We start from the raw sequence: 18,763 nt of genomic DNA, 5'->3' as shown, positions 1-18,763 counted from the left end.
CTTGTCAAGCTTACGGTCTTAACGTTTCTGGATTAAACGCCTTTTCAAACCGCCGGGATGAAGAGGGTGGATAGAGGAGCTGCGCCTAAATGCGCAGATTAAAGGAAAAGGCTGCCGATCGGGCCGGCAGCCTTTCACATGTTTCATGATTAAAATTCGAGTTCTTCCTGAGCTTGGGCATCGTCTTCCTGAGCAGGAGCAACGCCTCCAGTATCCAAACCGTAGTGCTCCCGGATCTGCTCTTGAATCATCAAAAGGATGTCCTTGTTTTCTTTCAGGAACTGTTTGGCGTTTTCACGGCCTTGTCCAAGACGTTCCTCCTGATAAGAGTACCATGCACCGCTCTTTTGAACGATGTCAAGCTCTGTTCCGAGGTCGATGATTTCCCCTTCTTTTGAAATCCCTTCCCCGTACATAATGTCCACTTCGGCTGTCCGGAATGGAGGTGCCACTTTGTTTTTCACGACTTTGATTTTCGTCTTGTTCCCCATGACATCGTTGCCTTGTTTCAGCTGCTCTGCACGGCGCACTTCCAGGCGGACAGAAGAGTAGAATTTCAACGCTCTTCCGCCTGGTGTCGTCTCAGGATTTCCAAACATGACGCCGACTTTTTCACGAATCTGGTTAATAAAGATCGCGATGGTCTTCGATTTATTGATTGCTCCGGAAAGCTTACGAAGCGCCTGAGACATCAGTCTGGCCTGCAAACCGACGTGGGAATCCCCCATGTCTCCTTCGATTTCAGCTTTCGGCACAAGCGCTGCCACTGAGTCGATGACAACGATATCCACCGCTCCGCTTCTGACAAGGGCTTCGGCGATTTCGAGCGCCTGCTCGCCCGTATCAGGCTGTGACAGCAAAAGCTCATCAATGTCGACACCCAGCTTTTGCGCATAGACGGGGTCGAGCGCGTGTTCGGCGTCGATGAACGCCGCCTGTCCGCCCTGCTGCTGAACTTCGGCAATCGCATGAAGCGCCACCGTCGTTTTACCGGAGCTTTCAGGCCCGTATACTTCGATAATCCGGCCGCGCGGGTATCCGCCCACTCCAAGAGCCGTATCGAGCGCTAAAGAACCGCTCGGAACTGTTGAAATTCTCGTTTCAGTTTGTTCGCCGAGTTTCATAATCGAACCTTTACCAAACTGCTTTTCTATTTGTTTAAGCGCCATATCTAAGGCTGCCTGACGATCACTCATTCTATTTTCCTCCTTTATCACTTCCGCTATATCTACTATACCTTGTTTGCGCGGATTTGCCAAGAAAAAAGCGAACGCATATTCGATTTTTTTAAGAGGAAAAAATCGATCTCCTAAAATGGAATGACCTTTTTCATAAGAAAGATATTCCGAAAACCCGTTTTTCGCTTATTTTTCCATCATTTTCAGCAACAGATGGCAGCCGTATTTGGCAGAACGTTTCCGCACCGCAGATCTGGATCCGGCGAACTGAAATTCGAACGCTTCTTCAGCCTGGTCCTTCACGGAGATGCCGATAAACACCTTTCCTGCCGGATGGCCTTCTTGCGTATTCGGCCCGGCTACTCCAGTGAAGCTGATGCCGATATCGCTTCCTGTTTTGACTCTGATGCCTGCGGCGAGTTCTTTTGCGCATTGCGCGCTGACCGCACCGTAGCGCTGCAGCGTGTCTTCCGAAACGCCGGCCGCTGACACTTTCAATTCGTTAGTGTAGCAGACGGCGCCGCCTTTGAAGTATTCGGAAGCGCCGCTCATTTCCGTCAGCCAGCTGGAAAAAAGCCCGCCTGTAAAGCTTTCCGCAGCAGCCAGGGTCATTCCCTTGCTCCTGCATGCTTTCGCAAGCTCTTCTGCGAGGGATGTATCATCATACCCGTAAAAGAACTCTCCGACCCGCTCCAGGATGCGGTCTTCCGTTTCTTTTAACAAGCGGTTTGTCTCCGCCGGATCCGCATGCTTTGCCGTGAGCCTGAGCGTGACTTCCCCGTCTGCCGCAAGCGGGGCGATTGTCGGATTAGTCTGCGCATCAATGAGATCTTCCAAATCGGTTTCAAGCTGGGATTCCCCGATGCCGAAGAACCGCAGCACCCTTGACACGATCTTTTCCCTCGAACCGAGCTTTTCCAAAATGAGCGGCTTCGCTTCGTTTTCAAACATCGGCTCCAGCTCTTTCGGAGGTCCCGGCAGAAGCATATAAAAGCGCGCTTCATGCTCAAGCAGCATTCCCGGAGCCATCCCGAAGCGGTTCGGCAGAACGTCGGAGCCTTCTAGGATCAGCGCCTGTTTGCGGTTGTTCGGCGACATCTCCCGGTTCGTTTTTTTGAAGTAGTCCTGAATCGATTCGAAGGCTTCATCGTCAAGCTTAAGAGGGCGCCCGACAACTTCAGCGATCGTTTCTTTTGTCAAATCGTCTTTCGTCGGTCCGAGGCCTCCTGAAAAAATGATGAAGTCAGACCTTTGCTGTGCTGTCTGAATAACTTGTTTAAGGCGTTCCGGATTGTCTCCCACCGCCGTGTGATAAAAGACGTTAATGCCGATTTCAGCCAAATGCCTGCTGATAAACTGAGCATTTGTATTAGCGATTTGTCCGAGCAGAAGCTCAGAACCGACAGCGATAATTTCCGCTTTTCTTTCCAACTTCATTGTTTCCACTTCCCCACGTTTAGTTCGATGTTTTTAAAGCATCCCAGTTTTTAGCGAAATAATCCCATCCTGATACGACTGTGAAAAAGACAGCCACCCATAAAGCAAGAGAGCCGAACGGGAAGGATACAAGCTCAAATGGAAGATTGTGAAGCAAAAGGGCAGAGATGGCGATAATTTGAGCCCATGTTTTCACTTTTCCAAGCATGTTGGCTGCGACGACTTCCCCCGTTCCCGCAAGGACGAGCCGCAATCCCGTTACGGCAAATTCCCGGCTGATAATGACAATGGCCATCCAGGCCGGAGCAAGATGGTAATGCACCAGAATAATCAAAGCGGAAGACACGAGCAGCTTGTCTGCAAGCGGGTCAAGGAATTTCCCAAAGTTTGTCACAAGGTTCAGTTTTCTTGCATAATAGCCGTCAACCCAATCTGTGACGGAAGCAAAAATAAACAGCAGTGCGCCGATCAAATGGGTGACCGGAATCGACTCGCTGCCGAAGGAGACAGACCCCCACTGAAACGGCACAAGCATGATGACCATAAAAACAGGAATTAATGCGATTCTAGAAAGCGTGATTTTATTCGGTAAATTAAACATAAAGGTTCCTCCATATATGTATGTTTTACTAATGATGATGAACGCAAGAAAAAGTCATCTGTGCAATTAAGATGACTTTTCCTCCTTTTTATTTTGAATCGTTATGTTTTGTGTCATCACAGTCTTAGGATCGAGCTTGTAAGAAAGAACTTCTCCGTTGATTTTAATTTCAACGCCCGGCGCATATCCGATCCGTAAATCAATTTGCGATTGATCGGTGATATTCTTTTGAAAGGTTTCTCCTTTTTTCATCATTCCTTCTTTAAGAGAGCTCCCTTTCTCGTCACGCACCCTGACCCATGAGTTTTCGTTTGCCTTTACTTCAAGCTCCAGCTTGTCGGATCCTGATACTTCATAGGTTGTGGAAGAGCCTTCGCTTGCGGTCGCTTTAATGGTCAGCTTGTCGTTCTCATCAGACTGCTGATCCTTTTTTTCTTTGTCGTCTTCAGCGCTGTCTTTCTGCGCATCCGTGTTCTGTTGATTTTCCTTTGTCAGAGGGGAATCTTTCGAGACGTCATACTTGCTTTGCGATTCCTCTGTCTTAGGCTCTTCAGCCTGCTGATTCCCTCCGCCGTTTACAGCCTGAACGATGACGTAAATGATCGCGATCACAACGATAACGCCGGCTGCCACAAGCAGAGTAGGCAAAAGTTCAAGCGCTTTTGAGGCGGACTTGGGCAGCTCCCTCTGCGGCTTGATTGAAGAAAGCTTCTCAGAAACCTCATCATTGTAAGAATTAGGGATATCTTTTTTAAACTCTTCAAACAAGAGCTCCGAGTCGAGGCCGACAGCTTCGGCATACTGCTTGATAAAAGCCCTCACATAAAATTTCCCCGGAATGATATCATAGTTTCCTTCTTCAAGGGCCGTTAAATACCTTTTTTGGATCTTTGTGGCCGCCTGAAGGTCGTCCAATGACATCCCTTTTTCCTCTCTGGCTTCTTTCAGCCGATTTCCTAGTTCAGTCACAACAAACACCTTCCATTTTAAAAATCAAAGCCGGAAAAACCCGAATGGTCAAACATCTGCGGTTCTTCAGCATGTTCATATGTAATCACCTCATCGGGGCTGTTACGCAATTCGATGATGTAATCAAAATCGTCCATCGTATATTCCGTATTTTGCACGAAAATGTCCGGATGCTCGACAACTTTGGTCGCCGGCAGCCGCATGATCTCACTGACGAGCTGCAAATGGCGTTCAGATCCCCTTCTCGTCGACACAATACCGTCCAAAATGAAAACATTCTCCGGACTGTATTCATCAGCAATAAGCTGGCTTCTGATCGTTTGCTTCAGCAGTGTAGAAGAAACAAAAAGCCACCTTTTGCTCGCACAGACGCTTGAAGCAACAATTGATTCCGTCTTGCCGACGCGGGGCATTCCCCTGATCCCGATCAGCTTGTGCCCGTCTTTTTTAAACAGTTCAGCCATAAAATCGACAAGCAGGCCGAGCTCGTCGCGTTCAAACCTGAACGTTTTTTTATCGTCTGCATCCCGCTGGATATAGCGGCCGTGCCTTACAGCGAGACGGTCGCGAAGCTTCGGCTCGCGGAGCTTCGTCACTTTAATCGTATCCATCGTGTTCAGAATCGATTCCAGTCGCTTGATCTGATCTATATGACGGCATTTTAACAAGAGGCCTCTTCTTTGAGTATCGACGCCGTTAATGGTCACAATATTAATTGAAAGCATCCCCAATAAAGAGGATATATCTCCCAGAAGTCCGGGACGGTTGACTTGGATTTCATATTCTAAGTACCATTCGAGCTTTGCCAAATGATAACCTCCCTACCCATCATCGTGGCAAAAATTTACCTTCCTTTATCATAAAGCATTTTGTCTCAATTAGAAAGCAGAATGTTGTGATTAAATAAGAAAAACGTCCGTTTCCCAAAATCGGGAAAAAACTGCTGTAACGGCGCCTGCATGCTGTTTACCCTGTCGGGACGAAAAGCAAACAACAAAAGCGTTGCCGCTGACAAAGCCGCGCCTATAAAAAAGAGAGAGTGAACACACTCTCTCCTTAATGTGAGCTGTTGTTTTCAACAAGCTTAACCATCACGTTCGCAATGGCGCGCTGCTCTTCTTCGGAAGCCACGCTCCAAAGGTCTGCGAGCACTCGTTCTTGATGGTTTTTTGAATCAACCTCACCAGCCAAATAATCGCCGATCTCATATGCGAGATCTGAGATGGTTTCGTTTGACATTCCTTTTTCTTGGGCATAGTTCAAACGGTCGCCCAAAAAGTTTTTCCACTGATCCCAATTATCCAGTACGGACATATCAGGCCCCTCCATTCTCTTGAAGTTACAGCCTTATTATGAACTGGGGGACCGTAAACTATACATGTTTTTAACAATGCCAGCCGCCATTAACTGACAAAATTTGACCCGTGATATAAGATGCCTTTGCCGAGAGCAGAAACAGGACGGCGTCTGCAACCTCTTCGGCTTCGGCAAGCCTTCCCATTGGAATCTCATCGGCGATCATCTCTTCTTCCTCTTTTGAAAACGAGCTCATCATCTTTGTTTTCACAGCGCCCGGAGAAACGGCGTTGACTCTGATGCCGCTAGGCGCAAGCTCTTTTGCAAGAGCTTTGACAAACACATTTTGTGCACCTTTTGTCATGCTGTATAAAACTTCGCACGACGCCCCTGTTTCACCCCAAATGGAGCTGACGGCTACAATGGCGCCGGATTTTTTCCTGATCATCGCCGGCAGCAGATTCCTCGTCAATAAAAACGGGCTTGAGACATGGAGCTGCACCATGTCCTGTACAGCCTCATCGGACATGTCTGTCACAAGCCCGCGGAAGCTTTGTCCGCTGTTTAAGACGATGCCGTCAAGCGCCCGCCCGCCGATTGAAGCGGAAACAGCTTTTGCGCCGCCGGGGTCGGACAGATCGCCGTGAATGATTTCGGCGTGAATGCCGTATGTATGTGCCAGCCTTTCTGCAAGTGCAGCGGCTGCCTTCTCATTTGTATGGTAATGGAGGAGAAGATCATACCCGTTTTGCGCCAGCTTTTCGCTGATGCTTTGCCCGATCCCGCCGCTTGCGCCGGTGATAAGAGCGAGTTTTGTCATACCATGTTTCCACCTTTCCGTTAAAAAGAAGAAAGGTTCAGCGTGCATCGGAAATGTCCTGACACGCTGAACTTTCAGGCCTTGCTTTATGATTTTGGAACGACTTTGCAGACGGTGATCCTGTCTTCCTCGATTTCTTCCTGGATGACGCGGTGAACGTCCTCAAGCGTAATTGATTCGAGTACGGTGACGATATCAAACAGACTCGTCTCCAGAAAAGCGTACCGTGTAAACTGGTTGGCGATGTACTCAGGCGAATTCATTGATTTTAGGAAATTGCCGATTTTTTTCTTTCTTGCCAGTTCCAGCTTTTCGGCTGTTATCGTTTCTTTCGCTTTGAACAGCACTTGTTTCAGCTCCTCGGCAAGCTTGTCAGGCTCAGGCGTATCGCCGCCGACAGAGACGAAGCCAAATCCGTGTTCTTCAGTATAGTCATAGCTGAATGTCTCATCGATATACCCTTTTTCATAAATTCTTTCATAATCGCTGGAGCTTTTGCCGAACAGGCACTCGAGGATGAGATTGATGGTCAGCTCATGCTTCAGCAAGGCTTCTCCCGTGTTCATCGGATGAGCGCTTTTTAAACCGACGAGGCATTTTGAGCTTTGAACATTCATTTTAATTTCCTGTTCTTTTTTGAATACGGCCCCAGGCTCCTTAACTTCTTTGCGGACAATTTCAGGCTGGTCTGTATACGGTTTTTTCTGCTGGTTTTCGCGGACCTGGCGAATGATCGCTTCGGGATCGACCGGACCGACGACAAAGAGCAGCATATTGCTCGGGTGATAGAACGTCTCATAGCATTCGTACAAAAGGTCTTTTGTAATATGTGAGATGCTTTCGATCGTGCCCGCGATATCGATCCGGACAGGGTGCTCCTGGTACATGTTTTCGATCAGGCCGAAAAACAGGCGCCAGTCGGGGTTGTCGTCATACATGTTGATTTCCTGTCCGATGATGCCTTTTTCCTTCTCAACCGTTTTTTCCGTAAAGTAAGGGTCCTGCACAAAATCGACGAGCGTTTCCAAGTTTTCTTCCACATTTGACGTGCTCGAAAACAGGTAGGCCGTTCTTGTGAAGGAGGTAAACGCATTTGCTGAAGCTCCCTGCCTGCTGAATTGCTGAAAAACATCGCCGTCTTCTTTTTCGAAGAGCTTATGCTCCAAAAAGTGTGCGATTCCGTCAGGCACGCGGACCATTTCCTCTTTTCCGAGCGGGACAAACTGATTGTCAATCGATCCGTATTTTGTCGTAAAGACCGCATATGTCTTGTTAAATCCTTCTTTCGGAAGAACATAGACATCAAGGCCGCCAGGCATTTTTTCGTAATATAGTGTTTCCTTTAACTGTTCAAATTCGATCGTTTTCGTCAAGATGCTCCCTCCGTCCCTTTGAGAAAGTACGTTGTATCCAAATCGATTTTCTTCCCGACTTCGATGATGTCGTCTTTTGTGACATTGTCGATTCGTCCCAGCCAGTCTTCCAGGGAAAATTCGGTTTGGGCCGCAGCCTGCTGATAAATAAATTCGACTAAACCGTACGGTGTATCAAGCGTTTCAAGAATCTGGTTTTTAATGACGGCTTTCGTCTGGTCGATCGCCTCTTCTGTGAAGCTGCCTTTTTTCATTTCCTGAAACTGCTCCTTGATGATGTCGACAGCTTTTTGATAATTGCCGACTTCAATTCCCGACATCACCATCAACAGCCCTTTAAAGCTTTCGATTCTGGAAGCCGCATAATAGGCAAGGCTGGCCTTTTCCCTGACATTAATAAACAGCTTTGAATGTGAAAATCCGCCAAACAAGCCGTTAAACAGCTGAAGCGCCGGATAATCATCATCCGTAAAATGCGTTCCCGTCCGAAATCCCATGTTCAGCTTACCTTGCTTGACATCAGCATCCTCGACGACTTCCTGAGGCTCCCTTGTGCGGGTTTGCTGAAGCTTGGGAACAGGTCTCAGCTCCCGCTCGTTTGCTTCGAAGTATTTGGAAATGTACGAATCCACCTGCTGCTCATCCACATCCCCAACGACATAAATGTCGAGCTGGTCTTCGCTGACCGCTTTTTGATAAGCTTCATACAGGCTTTGAGGCGTGATGCCGTCCACATCATCAAGCTCACCGTTGACGTGAAGCGCGTATGGCTCATCTTTGCACATCACCTGAATCAGCCTCAAATTTGAATAGCGCATTTTGTCGTTATATACCGCCTGTATTCTTTGCTTTAGTGTACGTTTTTCCTGAGATACGTACAGCGGCAGAAAGGCCCCGTCTTCAAGCGCCGGCGAAAAAATGATCTCTGACAAAAGCTCGAGCCCTTTTTCCAGAAGCGGTGTCTGATCCTTTAAAAATTTTTCGTTTGCGATATCGAGCCTGAATGTAATAACATGCATTTCCCCTTTTTTGGAGAGGTCGCATGATACGGAAGTGCCGTAAAGTTCATCAAGATACGTTCTGAGTTCGGCCGTTTTGGGACGGGTGCTCGTTCCCCGCAAAAGCACATGCGGAATAAGCGCCCTCTCTGTCACATCTTCTTTTGTTAAAGGAGCAAGCATTTTAAAAATAATCGAGACGGTTTTGAATTTTTCTGTTTTGACAATGTGGCTTGTCAATCCGCGGTGCTTTCCTTTTATTTCGTTAAGGTATGTCATACTAGAACCTCCTTCGTCCTTGTTTATATTATGTATTATGACCACATTTCAGCATATGCGCTTGGGCTGTATGGTTGTAATTATATCAACTGGAGGAGATTTAAGGAAACTAAAAAACCTTATGAAAAAGACGGTGCAGATTTACACCGTCTTTGCCGCTTCATTTTCGTCTTCCTTCGGATCAATATTAAACAGCACAAGCGCTAAAGCGGCTAAACCGCACAAAAGCGATACGATGAAAATCAGCCACCCCGCATTTGTCATCATATAAGCGAAAACCGGCGGTCCGAGCGCAACACCGATGAACCGCATACTGTTGTAAAACGAAGATATCGTGCCGCGCTCTTCTTTTTCAATTCCCTCGGTAATCAGCGCATCCAAAGAAGGAAGCGCTATTCCGATGCCGATGCCGCCGATGGACATGAACAAAAATAACGGGTAAAAACTGTGGTTCCACCACAAACCGGCAAATGACAGAGACAGCAGGATCATGCCGATCAGCACGCAGGTCTTCATTCTGATCTTATCATTTCCGATCAGCTTCCCGGCAAGGTAGGAACTGACGGAAAGGAAAAGTAGCGGAATGCTGAGAAGCGCTCCTTTTGCAATCCCGTCAATTTGATGCTTTTTCTCCAAAGTATCCGACAGGTAGAAGAGAACCCCGAATAAAAGAAACATAATGATCCCGCCGATGATAAAAATGGAAACAAGCCACCGTCCTTCCCGTTTAAAAATTTCCTGTACGTTTTTTGCAAAGTTTTTTAATGTTTGCTTTTCATCATCTTTGTCCTTCGGTTTGGGAACAAAAAACAAGACGAGAAAAAAGCTTGCAAGAGACACGATCGGGATAAACCAAAACGGCATGTACCAAACCCAAGATGCTAAAAAAGCCCCTAATATCGGGCTTAATACTTTACCGGCAGTATTGGCCGTCTCTATATCACCGAGTCCCGCGCTGATTTCTTCATCATTTTGGAACAGGTCACCGATAAACGGCATGACGATCGGCGCTGCGCCGGCTGAGCCGATTCCTTGAAGGACGCGCCCTGCTAAAATCATCGCAAACGGATCTTTGAAAAAAGTTGAAGCTAAACCTGCTAGAGCTCCTCCAGCTCCCGCAATCACAAGGCATGGGAGCATGATCTTTTTTCTTCCGAACCGGTCTGACATATAGCCGGTAATTGGGATGCATATTATCGCCACAATTGAGTATACCGTGATGATCAACGACACTTGAAACGAAGAAATGTTTAATTTTTTTTCGATCACCGGCAAAACCGGAATCAGCATCGAATTGCCGAGCGTCATCACAAGCGGGACCGAAGACAGCGCAAAAATGCTTTTCATGTCTTTTTTTCTGCTCAACTTTTTTCACCCAATTCATCAGTATTTCCATCTGTTATTGTTCCATGATGCGGGCTTATTTATGTATGGGCGCTAAGGCGGGCAAAAAAAAACAGCCGCTCCTAATCGAGCGCCCGCATATCAAAAACGTTTTCTGACGACGTGAAATCTGAATTTATCGGCCCGAAAATAGTTTAAAGAATATAAAACGGGCTTATCGTTTTGGTCATAATGAGTCTGTTTGAGCAGCAGCAAAGACGTTTCAGGATCGCATTCAAGGATTTGGGAAATGGTGTCGTGATACCCGATTGGCACAATATCGGCAACAGCGTAGCTGATCACGGCGCCGGATTTGTTCTCAAGCCATTCAAACATCGATTCCTGCTCGTGTGAAAAGCCTTCCGGGAGAATATCCACAGGTATTTTATCAAGGCAGTAGACAACCGGCATTCCATTTGCCGTTCTCACCCGCTCAAGCAAAAAGATCTCCGTTTCTTCAGCATATTGAAACCGGAGCATATCTTCTTCGGTCGGAGCGGTAACCTGTGAGGACATAAAAATGGTTCCCGGCGTCATGCTTGCCTGCTCGATCATTTTTGTAACGCTGTTCAGCTGCTCAATACCTGATAGAAATAACGGTCTGGCATTAACAAAATGTCCGACCCCATGCCTTCTGATGATGACGTTTTCTTCTTCCAGTATTCTAAGCGCTTCACGCAAAGCCGTTCTGCTCACACCAAGCATCTTTGACAGCTCAAATTCAGACGGGAGCCGTTCATTCTCGCAAAAGACCCCATTTTGAATATCATCTTTTATCCGATCAATCACTTTTAAACATAACCGTTGATTGTCAGCTTTTATCGACATGTTTTCCCTCCGTCTGACAGATCAGATTCAAATTACCTTTAATTGAGGATAACTATATCATGTTTTGTCAAATAAATAAACAGATGTTTTTAGTTTACATAATGAAATTATGTCAAACAAGAACTCTCTTCTCAAGAAGAGAGTTCTTCGTATTGCTCTTTTGACAAGAGGACTTCACGGGGTTTTGATCCTTCATAAGGGCCGACGATCCCCCGCTCTTCCATGGCATCGATAAGCCGCGCCGCTCTTGTATAGCCGACACGGAATCTCCTTTGCAGCATCGACACGGAAGCCGTCTGCATGCTGACGACAAGTGCGACCGCTTCGTCGTAAAGGTCGTCTGTCACTTCGCTGACCGTTTCCTGCGTCTCTTCTGGAATCATTTCTTCTTGGTATTGGGCCTTTTGCTGGCTGATGACGTGATCGACAACTTTTTCAACTTCTTCGTCTGACAGGAAGGCTCCTTGAACGCGGAGCGGTTTGTTGGCGCCGACAGGCAGAAACAGCATGTCCCCTCTGCCGAGAAGTTTTTCAGCGCCTCCCATATCTAGAATCGTCCTGGAGTCGGTCTGCGACGATACGCTGAAAGCGATCCTTGACGGAATATTGGCTTTAATGACCCCTGTAATGACATCGACTGAAGGCCGCTGCGTCGCGATGATCAGATGGATTCCCGCCGCCCTGGCCATTTGCGAAAGCCTTGTGATCGAGTCTTCTACATCAGAGGAAGCGACCATCATCAAGTCGGCAAGCTCGTCCACAATCACAATGATGTATGGAAGCTCCGGCTGCTTTGCTTCTTCTGCGGCATTCATCCGTTTAATATAGTCGTTGTACCCTTCGATATTTCTCGTTCCCGTGTGAGAAAACAATTCATAGCGCCGCTCCATTTCGTTGACGACTTTCTTCAAAGCTTGCGATGCTTTTTTCGGATCAGTCACGACGGGTGCTAGCAAATGCGGAATCCCGTTGTAAACGTTGAGCTCGACCATTTTCGGGTCAATCATCATCATCTTCACTTCATGGGGCTTTGCCCTCATCAAAATGCTTGTAATGATCCCATTGACACATACGCTTTTCCCGCTTCCTGTCGCTCCTGCAACAAGAAGATGGGGCATTTTGTTGAGTTCTGCCAATACCGCTTCTCCGGAAATGTTGCGGCCGAGGCCGATCATCAGCTTTGCATCCGGCCGGTCATTCAGTTTCGATTCGAGCACTTCCTTCAAGGAAACCATCGCGACTTCCGCATTCGGCACTTCGATTCCAATCGCCGATTTTCCGGGAATCGGAGCTTCGATGCGGATATCTTTGGCCGCGAGCGCAAGAGCCAAGTCGTCACTTAAGTTGACAATTTTGCTGACTTTGACGCCCACATCAGGATAGACTTCATATTTCGTTACGGCCGGACCGAGATGAACCTGGGTGACTTTCGCCTTAACTCCGAAGCTTTGAAACGTCTTTTCCAGCTTCCTGGCATTATCGTAAATATTCTTTTTATCCGCCTGCTGCCCTGTGTGCTTCGGATCATCAAGCAATTGAATCGACGGAAGCTGATAATCCTTATTTTCAAGCTCTGTAAACGTGATCTCGGGCGCGCCGGAGGCCTTCATCTCCTCACCGGTTTCAGGCTCAGAAGGATGCTCGGCAGGCGCCGGAGCTTCGTACGCTTGAACTTCGGGCTTTTCATCGCGGTCGGAAAAGCTTGAAATAATCGGTTCTGATTGAATAACCGGATCTGGATCAAGCTCCGCTTCTTGTAAAGGCTCTTCAGACACTTTCGGTTTTCTCTGCACCTTCTGTTTTTTTCCTGATTTCTTTTTAGGCGAGCTGCTTTTCATTTGTTTAAGGTCTGCTAAAAAGGCTTGCCACTGGTTTTTAATGAAGGACGCGACCGGGGTCATCCATTTGATCAGCGTCTCCTGAAGCGAACGGTCCGTAATCAAAAGAAGGCCGATCAAGATCAGGAAGACGGCGATGATTTTAGACCCTGCGGATGCAAACAGAAAGTATGAAGCCGCGAATAAAAGGGCTCCGATCATTCCGCCTCCAAGATCAGGTGATCCTGTCTCGCCTTTTACATCCATTAAAAACAGCTCCCACGTATTTTGAATCACGCTCGGAGACTGAACCATTCCTCTTTCAGTCAAATGCTGAAACAGCTGGACATGGGAAAGAAGCAGCATGCTTGCGATGATGCAGTAAAGGCCCGCTTTTCTCCTCGTCAAAAAACTTGGTGTTTTCTTCTTCCAAAATAAAGACAGGCCCGTTAAAAAGAGGCCGAGAAGGCAAAGGATGAACCATTCACCGGCGAAAAAGCGGAACATGTAAATGAACGTTTGCCCTGCTACGCCAAGCTGCAAAACCGCAATAATCGAGATGGCTATACAGATTAATCCGTACAATTCAAATTTAAGATGGATCCGTTTTTTTCCTTGTTTTTGCTTCTTTGTTGATTTTCGTTTTCTTTTTGCCATGTTCCATCACCTTACTGCGTGTTAAAAAATGTAAAAACAAAGAGAAAGCAGCCTTTTTTCGGCTGCGATTTTCCTCTGGATTCCCCTATTATAGCATATTTATCCTTGTGACACTTCAGCTATTTATAAAATGTCAGTTTAAGCGTCTGCCCCGGTGCTGTTTCTTGTTTTAAAAAATCCATCGGGTTCGTGCTGAGAACCTGAACGACCCTTGCTTCCTCTCCGTTCATTTCGACTAAAAGGGGCACGCCGTTTACATCGATCTGTTTTAAGTTCGAGTTTTCCGCCTGCCCTGCGAACACGATTTCCTGCGGCATTGTCGTATACAAAATCATTGGATCATCCCTTCCTGGGCGCCCTTGTTTTGTTCGATTAATTGATTCAGCTTTTGAATCGCCTGTCCGACTCCGCCGGTTTCATCGATTAATCCGTATTTCACCGCATCGTTTCCTACGACATTCGTCCCGATATCACGGGTCAAATTGCCTTTTGAAAACATCAGTTCTTTAAATTTTTCTTCCGATATGTTGGAATGACTTGTCACGAAATTGATGACCCTTTCCTGCATTTTATCGAGATACTCAAATGTCTGCGGCACACCGATGACAAGCCCTGTCAGTCTGACCGGATGGATCGTCATCGTAGCTGTTTCAGCGATATAGCTGTGGTCGCAGGACACTGCGATTGGAACTCCGATTGAATGTCCGCCGCCCAGAACGATAGAGACCGTCGGCTTTGACAGAGACGCCAGCATTTCCGCAATCGCAAGGCCCGCTTCAACGTCTCCTCCAACAGTGTTTAAGATGATGAGCAGCCCTTCGATTTTAGGATTCTGCTCTACGGCAACGATCTGGGGAATCACATGTTCATACTTTGTTGTTTTGTTTTGGGGAGGAAGCTGTACGTGACCTTCAATTTGGCCGATAATGGTCAGGCAGTGAATGTTGGTATCCTGCCCCATTTGCGGGAGTGTCGTTTCGCCTAGCTGCTGGATTTTGTTGACGAGACTGTCTTTTGCGTCTTGCTTAGCCGGCTGCTCCCCTTGGCTGTCCCCGTTTTGTATCCGGTTTGTGTCCATCTGGCTCACCTCTTTCTCGAGTTTCTTTTGTATTATGGACAATGGCGTTTTTTTCATTCAACGCAAAAGGCATGAAAAAAAACCAAGAGGAGTCTCTTGGTTTTATACTTCCATGATGATTGGAATGATCATTGGTTTTCGTTTCGTTTTTTCGTATAGGAACTGGTTTAACGCGTCACGCATCGTCTGTTTTAGAGCGGACCATTCGACGACGGCGTTTTCTGTGCTTTCGGTGACGAGTTCCCTGACAAGCTCTGTCGCTTCAACGATCAGCTGCTCAGATTCTCTGACATAGACAAAACCTCTCGTGATAATTTCGGGTCCTGAAACAAGATGTTTTTTCTTTTTATCAAGGGTAATCACAACGATTAAGATTCCGTCCTGAGATAGAAGACGGCGGTCTCTGAGCACGATGTTGCCGATATCGCCGACACCGAGTCCGTCGATCAAAATATTGCCTGAATGTACTTTATCGCCGATTTTGACGTTTTGTCCACGGAATTCCACGACGTCTCCTTTTTCAATCAGGAAAATGTCGCTCCGTTTCATGCCGATTTCTTCGGCAAGCTTGGCATGCGCTTTTTGCATTCTGTATTCACCGTTTACTGGGATTAAATACTTCGGCTTCAGCAGGTTGAGCATCAGCTTCAGTTCTTCCTGACAGCCGTGGCCTGATACATGGACGCGTTTTTGTGCGAATACGACCTGGGCGCCCGCTCTCGTTAAGAGGTCGACCGCTTTGGAGTAAATAAGCTCCTGACCCGGGATAGGGGAGGATGCGATTAGGACGGTATCCCCTTTCTCAATGTCAAGCTGCTTATGCCCTTGTTTAGCGATCCTCGTCAATGCGGCGAGCGGCTCTCCATGGTTGTCCCCTGTCAAAATCGCGACTTCTCTTTTCGGATACTTTTTGACTTCTTGAACAGGAATGAACAGATCTTCATCTGCCGTGACATACCCGAGTTTCATCGCCAGCTGGAGTATCGCCGAAATATTTTTTCCTGAAACCGCAAGCTTCCTGCCGTTTTGGAGCGCGGCATCAATGACCTGCTGAATCCGGTTAAAGTTAGACGCGAACACGGCAATTATCACGCGGTTTTCGGCATTGTACATCACATCGGATATCTCTCCGCCGACGAGTGCTTCTGAAGGCGTATAGCCCTGTTTCTCGGCATTGGCACTGTCGGAAAGCAGGCACAGCACACCGCTGTTGCCGATTTTCGCAATTTCGCCGATGTCGCTTGTCTGGTTTAAAACAGGTGTCTGGTCAAATTTAAAATCGCCTGTGCACACGATGGATCCGAGGGATGTTTTAAAGCTGACACCGACGGAATCCGGGATGCTGTGATTTGTATTGAAGAATGACACCTTTGTCGATTCAAATGTAATAACGGATTTTGAATGGATTTCTCTTAAATCGGGCTTCTTGTTTACACCGTACTGCTTCAGCGTTTCCTTTAAAAGGGCAAGCGTCAGCTTCGTTCCGTAAACAGGCACAGACAGTTTGTTCAGGCAGTAAAATACGCCGCCGATGTTTTCCTCATGCCCGTGTGTGAGAAAAATCGCCTTTACGCGGTCAGATCGTTCAATTAAATACGAAATGTCAGGGATGACCACATCGATACCCAGCATTTCATTTTCTGGATGCATGAGACCGGCGTCAACCACGAATATGTCAGAATCGATTTCAATGACGTAAAGGTTTTTTCCGATCTCTCCGACGCCTCCTAAGGCGATGATTCTAATATTTTCTGTATTTTTTTTCAAATTGTAATCCTCCTAATCTAAGTACCCGTCCATCATCACTTGTCCCTATTATACCTGAATCTAAATTTAGAAAACAAGAACCATTATGTATATGACAAACGGTCATCCCCTCCAAAAGAGAATGACCGTTTTCGTCCGTATTGTTTTTTACAGGCCGTTCATCAGGCTGCTTAAACGGAGTCGTTCATCTTCATTTAGCGGAATCAAAGGGAGCCGGACGGACCCGACGTCAAGACCCTTCAGCTGAAGAGCCGTCTTTAATGGAGACGGGTTCGGTGCGGCAAAAAGCCCTTTCATCAGCGGAAGCAGCTTTTGATGGATCAAAGCAGCCTGAGCCGTGTTCCCCTCCGTATAATGTTTGATCATTTCCTGCATTTCCGGTCCGACGATGTGTGATGCAACGGAAACGATTCCTCTCGCTCCCACGGACAGGGCCGGTAGTGTCAGGCTGTCATCTCCTGAATAAACTGCAAAGTCCTCAGGGGTTTCAGCTACGATTTTTGTAATCGCATCTAGGTCGCCGCTCGCTTCTTTAATGGCAATGATGTTCGGGATCTCCGCAAGGCGGATCGTCGTTTCCGGTGCGAGCGAAGCAGCCGTTCTTCCCGGCACATTATAAAGCATGACAGGCAGTGACGTTTCTTCGGCAATCGCTCTGAAATGGCGGTACATGCCTTCCTGAGAAGGCTTGTTGTAGTACGGAGTGACGAGCATGACGGCGTCAGCGCCGGCTTCTTCAGCTTTTTTCGTCAGCTTGATCGATGCCTTCGTGTTGTTGCTTCCCGTGCCGGCGATGATCGGAGCACGGCCTGCCGCTTCCTTGACAGAGTACTGAATGAGCGCTATCTTTTCTTCTTCGGAAAGCGTCGGCGATTCTCCGGTTGTTCCGGCAACGACCAGGGAATCGGTCCCATTGTTTAGTAAATAATCGATCAGCTTTGACAGTTTTTGAAAATCGATATTTTCATTTTTGTCAAAGGGCGTAACCATTGCGGTTGCGATATTTCCGAAATTCATTTTTTTCACCTCATCATGATTCAATCATATTTATTTTGACAGTTCAAACACTTCATGCAGCGCATTCACGGCTGTCGCCATATTTTTCTCGTGCACGAGCACCCATATCGTCGTATGGCTGTCAGCAGACTGCAAGATCGGAATGCCTTTTTCTGATAAAGCGGTAACGATTTTTGAGGTGACGCCCGGAACGCCCATAATTCCCGCGCCAACCGCTGACACTTTCGCGCAATTTCTCGTCACGGCCGGTTCATAGCCCAATTCCTTCAGGATGCTGTGGGCGCGGTCTGTCATATTTCCAGCCACCGTGTAGACAATTTCACTTGGTGTAATATTGAAGAAATCGACGCTGATGCCGGCATTCGCCATCGCTTTAAACACTTCAGTCTGTACGTTATATTGTCCTTCTTTTGCCGGGACTTTAAACTGTGTCACGTCTTTCACATGGGCGATGCCTGTGATGAGCCGCTCAAAAACGTCGCTTCCGGCTTTTGAGTTGTGGTGGCTTGTGACGAGTGTACCTGTCTCGTTTGAATAGGTTGAACGCACGCGGATCGGCACTTTCGCCTGCATTGCAATTTCAACGGCTCTCGGGTGGATTACCTTTGCCCCCTGGTAGGCTAAATTACAGATTTCTGTATAGGTAATCACAGGCAGCGGCTTTGCTTTTTCAACGATGCGCGGATCAGCGGTCATGACGCCTTCGACATCTGTATAAATATCGATAAATTCCGCGTCCAGTGCCGCGCCAAGTGCAGCGGCCGATGTATCGCTTCCGCCGCGGCCGATTGTTGTGATGTCCCCTTTTGCAGTCGCGCCTTGGAAGCCTGCGACGACGACCGCATCATGGTCGGCCAGCATGCTGACAAGCCGCTCCGGCTTCATTTCGAGAATTTTTGCATTCGTATGGTTGTTGTCCGTTAAAAAGCCCGCTTGCGCACCGGTTAAAGCAGCTGCTTTAATCCCGTTTTCCAAAAGCATGCTGGCGAACACAACAGAGGAAATCGTTTCTCCGCATGATAAAAGCATATCCTGCTCGCGCTCGGTAATTGTATCCTGTCCGCCGTAAAGCAGATCAAGCAATGAATCAGTCGCATACGGATCGCCTTTCCGGCCCATGGCCGATACGACGACAACCGCTTTGTATCCTTCATTGACCGCTTCCTGAATATGGTTTAAGGCAAGCTTTCTGCCGCGGTCATCTTTTACAGACGTTCCGCCGAATTTTTGAACGATGATTTTCACTTTATTTCACTCCAAGTTGA

Annotated in this window: 17 protein-coding genes; all 17 read right to left on the bottom strand. The window is 47.4% G+C overall.

Translation table 11 applies throughout. The features are described 5' to 3' along the window. Positions 1-149: 149 nt before the first annotated feature. The 17 genes from recA to dapG all read right to left on the bottom strand — a co-directional run bounded on the left by recA (position 150) and on the right by dapG (position 18,743). Positions 150-1,196, bottom strand: coding sequence for a recombinase RecA (gene recA / locus MKX80_RS09415; protein WP_043926427.1), 1,047 nt, complete (start codon positions 1,194-1,196; stop codon positions 150-152). 168 nt (positions 1,197-1,364) lie between these two features. After that, positions 1,365-2,615 (bottom strand): competence/damage-inducible protein A, encoded by a 1,251-nt coding sequence (locus MKX80_RS09410; protein WP_234113025.1) that lies wholly within the window; start codon positions 2,613-2,615, stop codon positions 1,365-1,367. A gap of 19 nt (positions 2,616-2,634) precedes the next feature. Further along, positions 2,635-3,216: a CDP-diacylglycerol--glycerol-3-phosphate 3-phosphatidyltransferase gene (pgsA, locus tag MKX80_RS09405; protein WP_043926425.1), complete on the bottom strand. Its 582-nt coding sequence runs from the start codon at positions 3,214-3,216 to the stop codon at positions 2,635-2,637. Between the two features lie 66 nt (positions 3,217-3,282). Further along, positions 3,283-4,185, bottom strand: coding sequence for a RodZ domain-containing protein (locus tag MKX80_RS09400; RefSeq protein WP_043926424.1), 903 nt, complete (start codon positions 4,183-4,185; stop codon positions 3,283-3,285). A 17-nt stretch (positions 4,186-4,202) separates the two neighbouring features. Next, on the bottom strand, positions 4,203-4,994 hold the full coding sequence (locus tag MKX80_RS09395) for a YmfK family protein (protein ID WP_003181917.1): 792 nt from the start codon (positions 4,992-4,994) through the stop codon (positions 4,203-4,205). Positions 4,995-5,241: 247 nt separating this feature from the next. Next, entirely contained in the window at positions 5,242-5,499 is a 258-nt protein-coding gene (locus MKX80_RS09390) for a DUF3243 domain-containing protein (RefSeq protein ID WP_006638104.1), read from the bottom strand. A gap of 70 nt (positions 5,500-5,569) precedes the next feature. After that, complete coding sequence (locus MKX80_RS09385) at positions 5,570-6,301, bottom strand: SDR family oxidoreductase (RefSeq protein ID WP_154997392.1); 732 nt, start codon at positions 6,299-6,301, stop codon at positions 5,570-5,572. Positions 6,302-6,387: 86 nt separating this feature from the next. Continuing rightward, on the bottom strand, positions 6,388-7,674 hold the full coding sequence (locus MKX80_RS09380; RefSeq protein WP_154997395.1) for a pitrilysin family protein: 1,287 nt from the start codon (positions 7,672-7,674) through the stop codon (positions 6,388-6,390). After that, positions 7,671-8,951, bottom strand: a complete 1,281-nt coding sequence (locus MKX80_RS09375; RefSeq protein ID WP_154997398.1) for a pitrilysin family protein — start codon at positions 8,949-8,951, stop codon at positions 7,671-7,673. The genes MKX80_RS09380 and MKX80_RS09375 overlap by 4 nt, the downstream gene beginning before the upstream one ends. A gap of 141 nt (positions 8,952-9,092) precedes the next feature. Beyond that, the gene (locus MKX80_RS09370; RefSeq protein WP_186807211.1) at positions 9,093-10,298 is read right to left on the bottom strand and encodes an MFS transporter; all 1,206 of its coding nucleotides are present in this window, start codon (positions 10,296-10,298) and stop codon (positions 9,093-9,095) included. A gap of 138 nt (positions 10,299-10,436) precedes the next feature. After that, a complete protein-coding gene (locus MKX80_RS09365; protein ID WP_003181905.1) occupies positions 10,437-11,162 on the bottom strand; it encodes a GntR family transcriptional regulator in 726 nt (241 codons plus the stop codon). 131 nt (positions 11,163-11,293) lie between these two features. Beyond that, the gene (locus tag MKX80_RS09360) at positions 11,294-13,636 is read right to left on the bottom strand and encodes a DNA translocase FtsK (RefSeq protein ID WP_154997404.1); all 2,343 of its coding nucleotides are present in this window, start codon (positions 13,634-13,636) and stop codon (positions 11,294-11,296) included. Between the two features lie 119 nt (positions 13,637-13,755). Further along, positions 13,756-13,971 (bottom strand): YlzJ-like family protein, encoded by a 216-nt coding sequence (locus MKX80_RS09355; protein ID WP_003181904.1) that lies wholly within the window; start codon positions 13,969-13,971, stop codon positions 13,756-13,758. Next, positions 13,968-14,714 carry a ClpP family protease gene (locus MKX80_RS09350; protein WP_154997406.1) on the bottom strand — a complete coding sequence of 249 codons (747 nt, stop codon included), beginning with the start codon at positions 14,712-14,714 and terminating at the stop codon, positions 13,968-13,970. The genes MKX80_RS09355 and MKX80_RS09350 overlap by 4 nt, the downstream gene beginning before the upstream one ends. A 102-nt stretch (positions 14,715-14,816) precedes the next feature. Continuing rightward, the gene (gene rnjB / locus MKX80_RS09345) at positions 14,817-16,481 is read right to left on the bottom strand and encodes a ribonuclease J2 (RefSeq protein WP_154997410.1); all 1,665 of its coding nucleotides are present in this window, start codon (positions 16,479-16,481) and stop codon (positions 14,817-14,819) included. A 147-nt stretch (positions 16,482-16,628) separates the two neighbouring features. After that, on the bottom strand, positions 16,629-17,498 hold the full coding sequence (gene dapA, locus MKX80_RS09340) for a 4-hydroxy-tetrahydrodipicolinate synthase (RefSeq protein ID WP_154997413.1): 870 nt from the start codon (positions 17,496-17,498) through the stop codon (positions 16,629-16,631). 30 nt (positions 17,499-17,528) lie between these two features. Continuing rightward, a complete protein-coding gene (gene dapG / locus MKX80_RS09335; protein ID WP_154997416.1) occupies positions 17,529-18,743 on the bottom strand; it encodes an aspartate kinase in 1,215 nt (404 codons plus the stop codon). Positions 18,744-18,763: the final 20 nt, after the last annotated feature.

Origin of the sequence: Bacillus sp. FSL K6-0972, from assembly GCF_037976035.1 — a bacterium.
Lineage (GTDB): Bacteria > Bacillota > Bacilli > Bacillales > Bacillaceae > Bacillus > Bacillus haynesii.
This window is presented reverse-complemented; position numbering and strand designations above follow the sequence as displayed.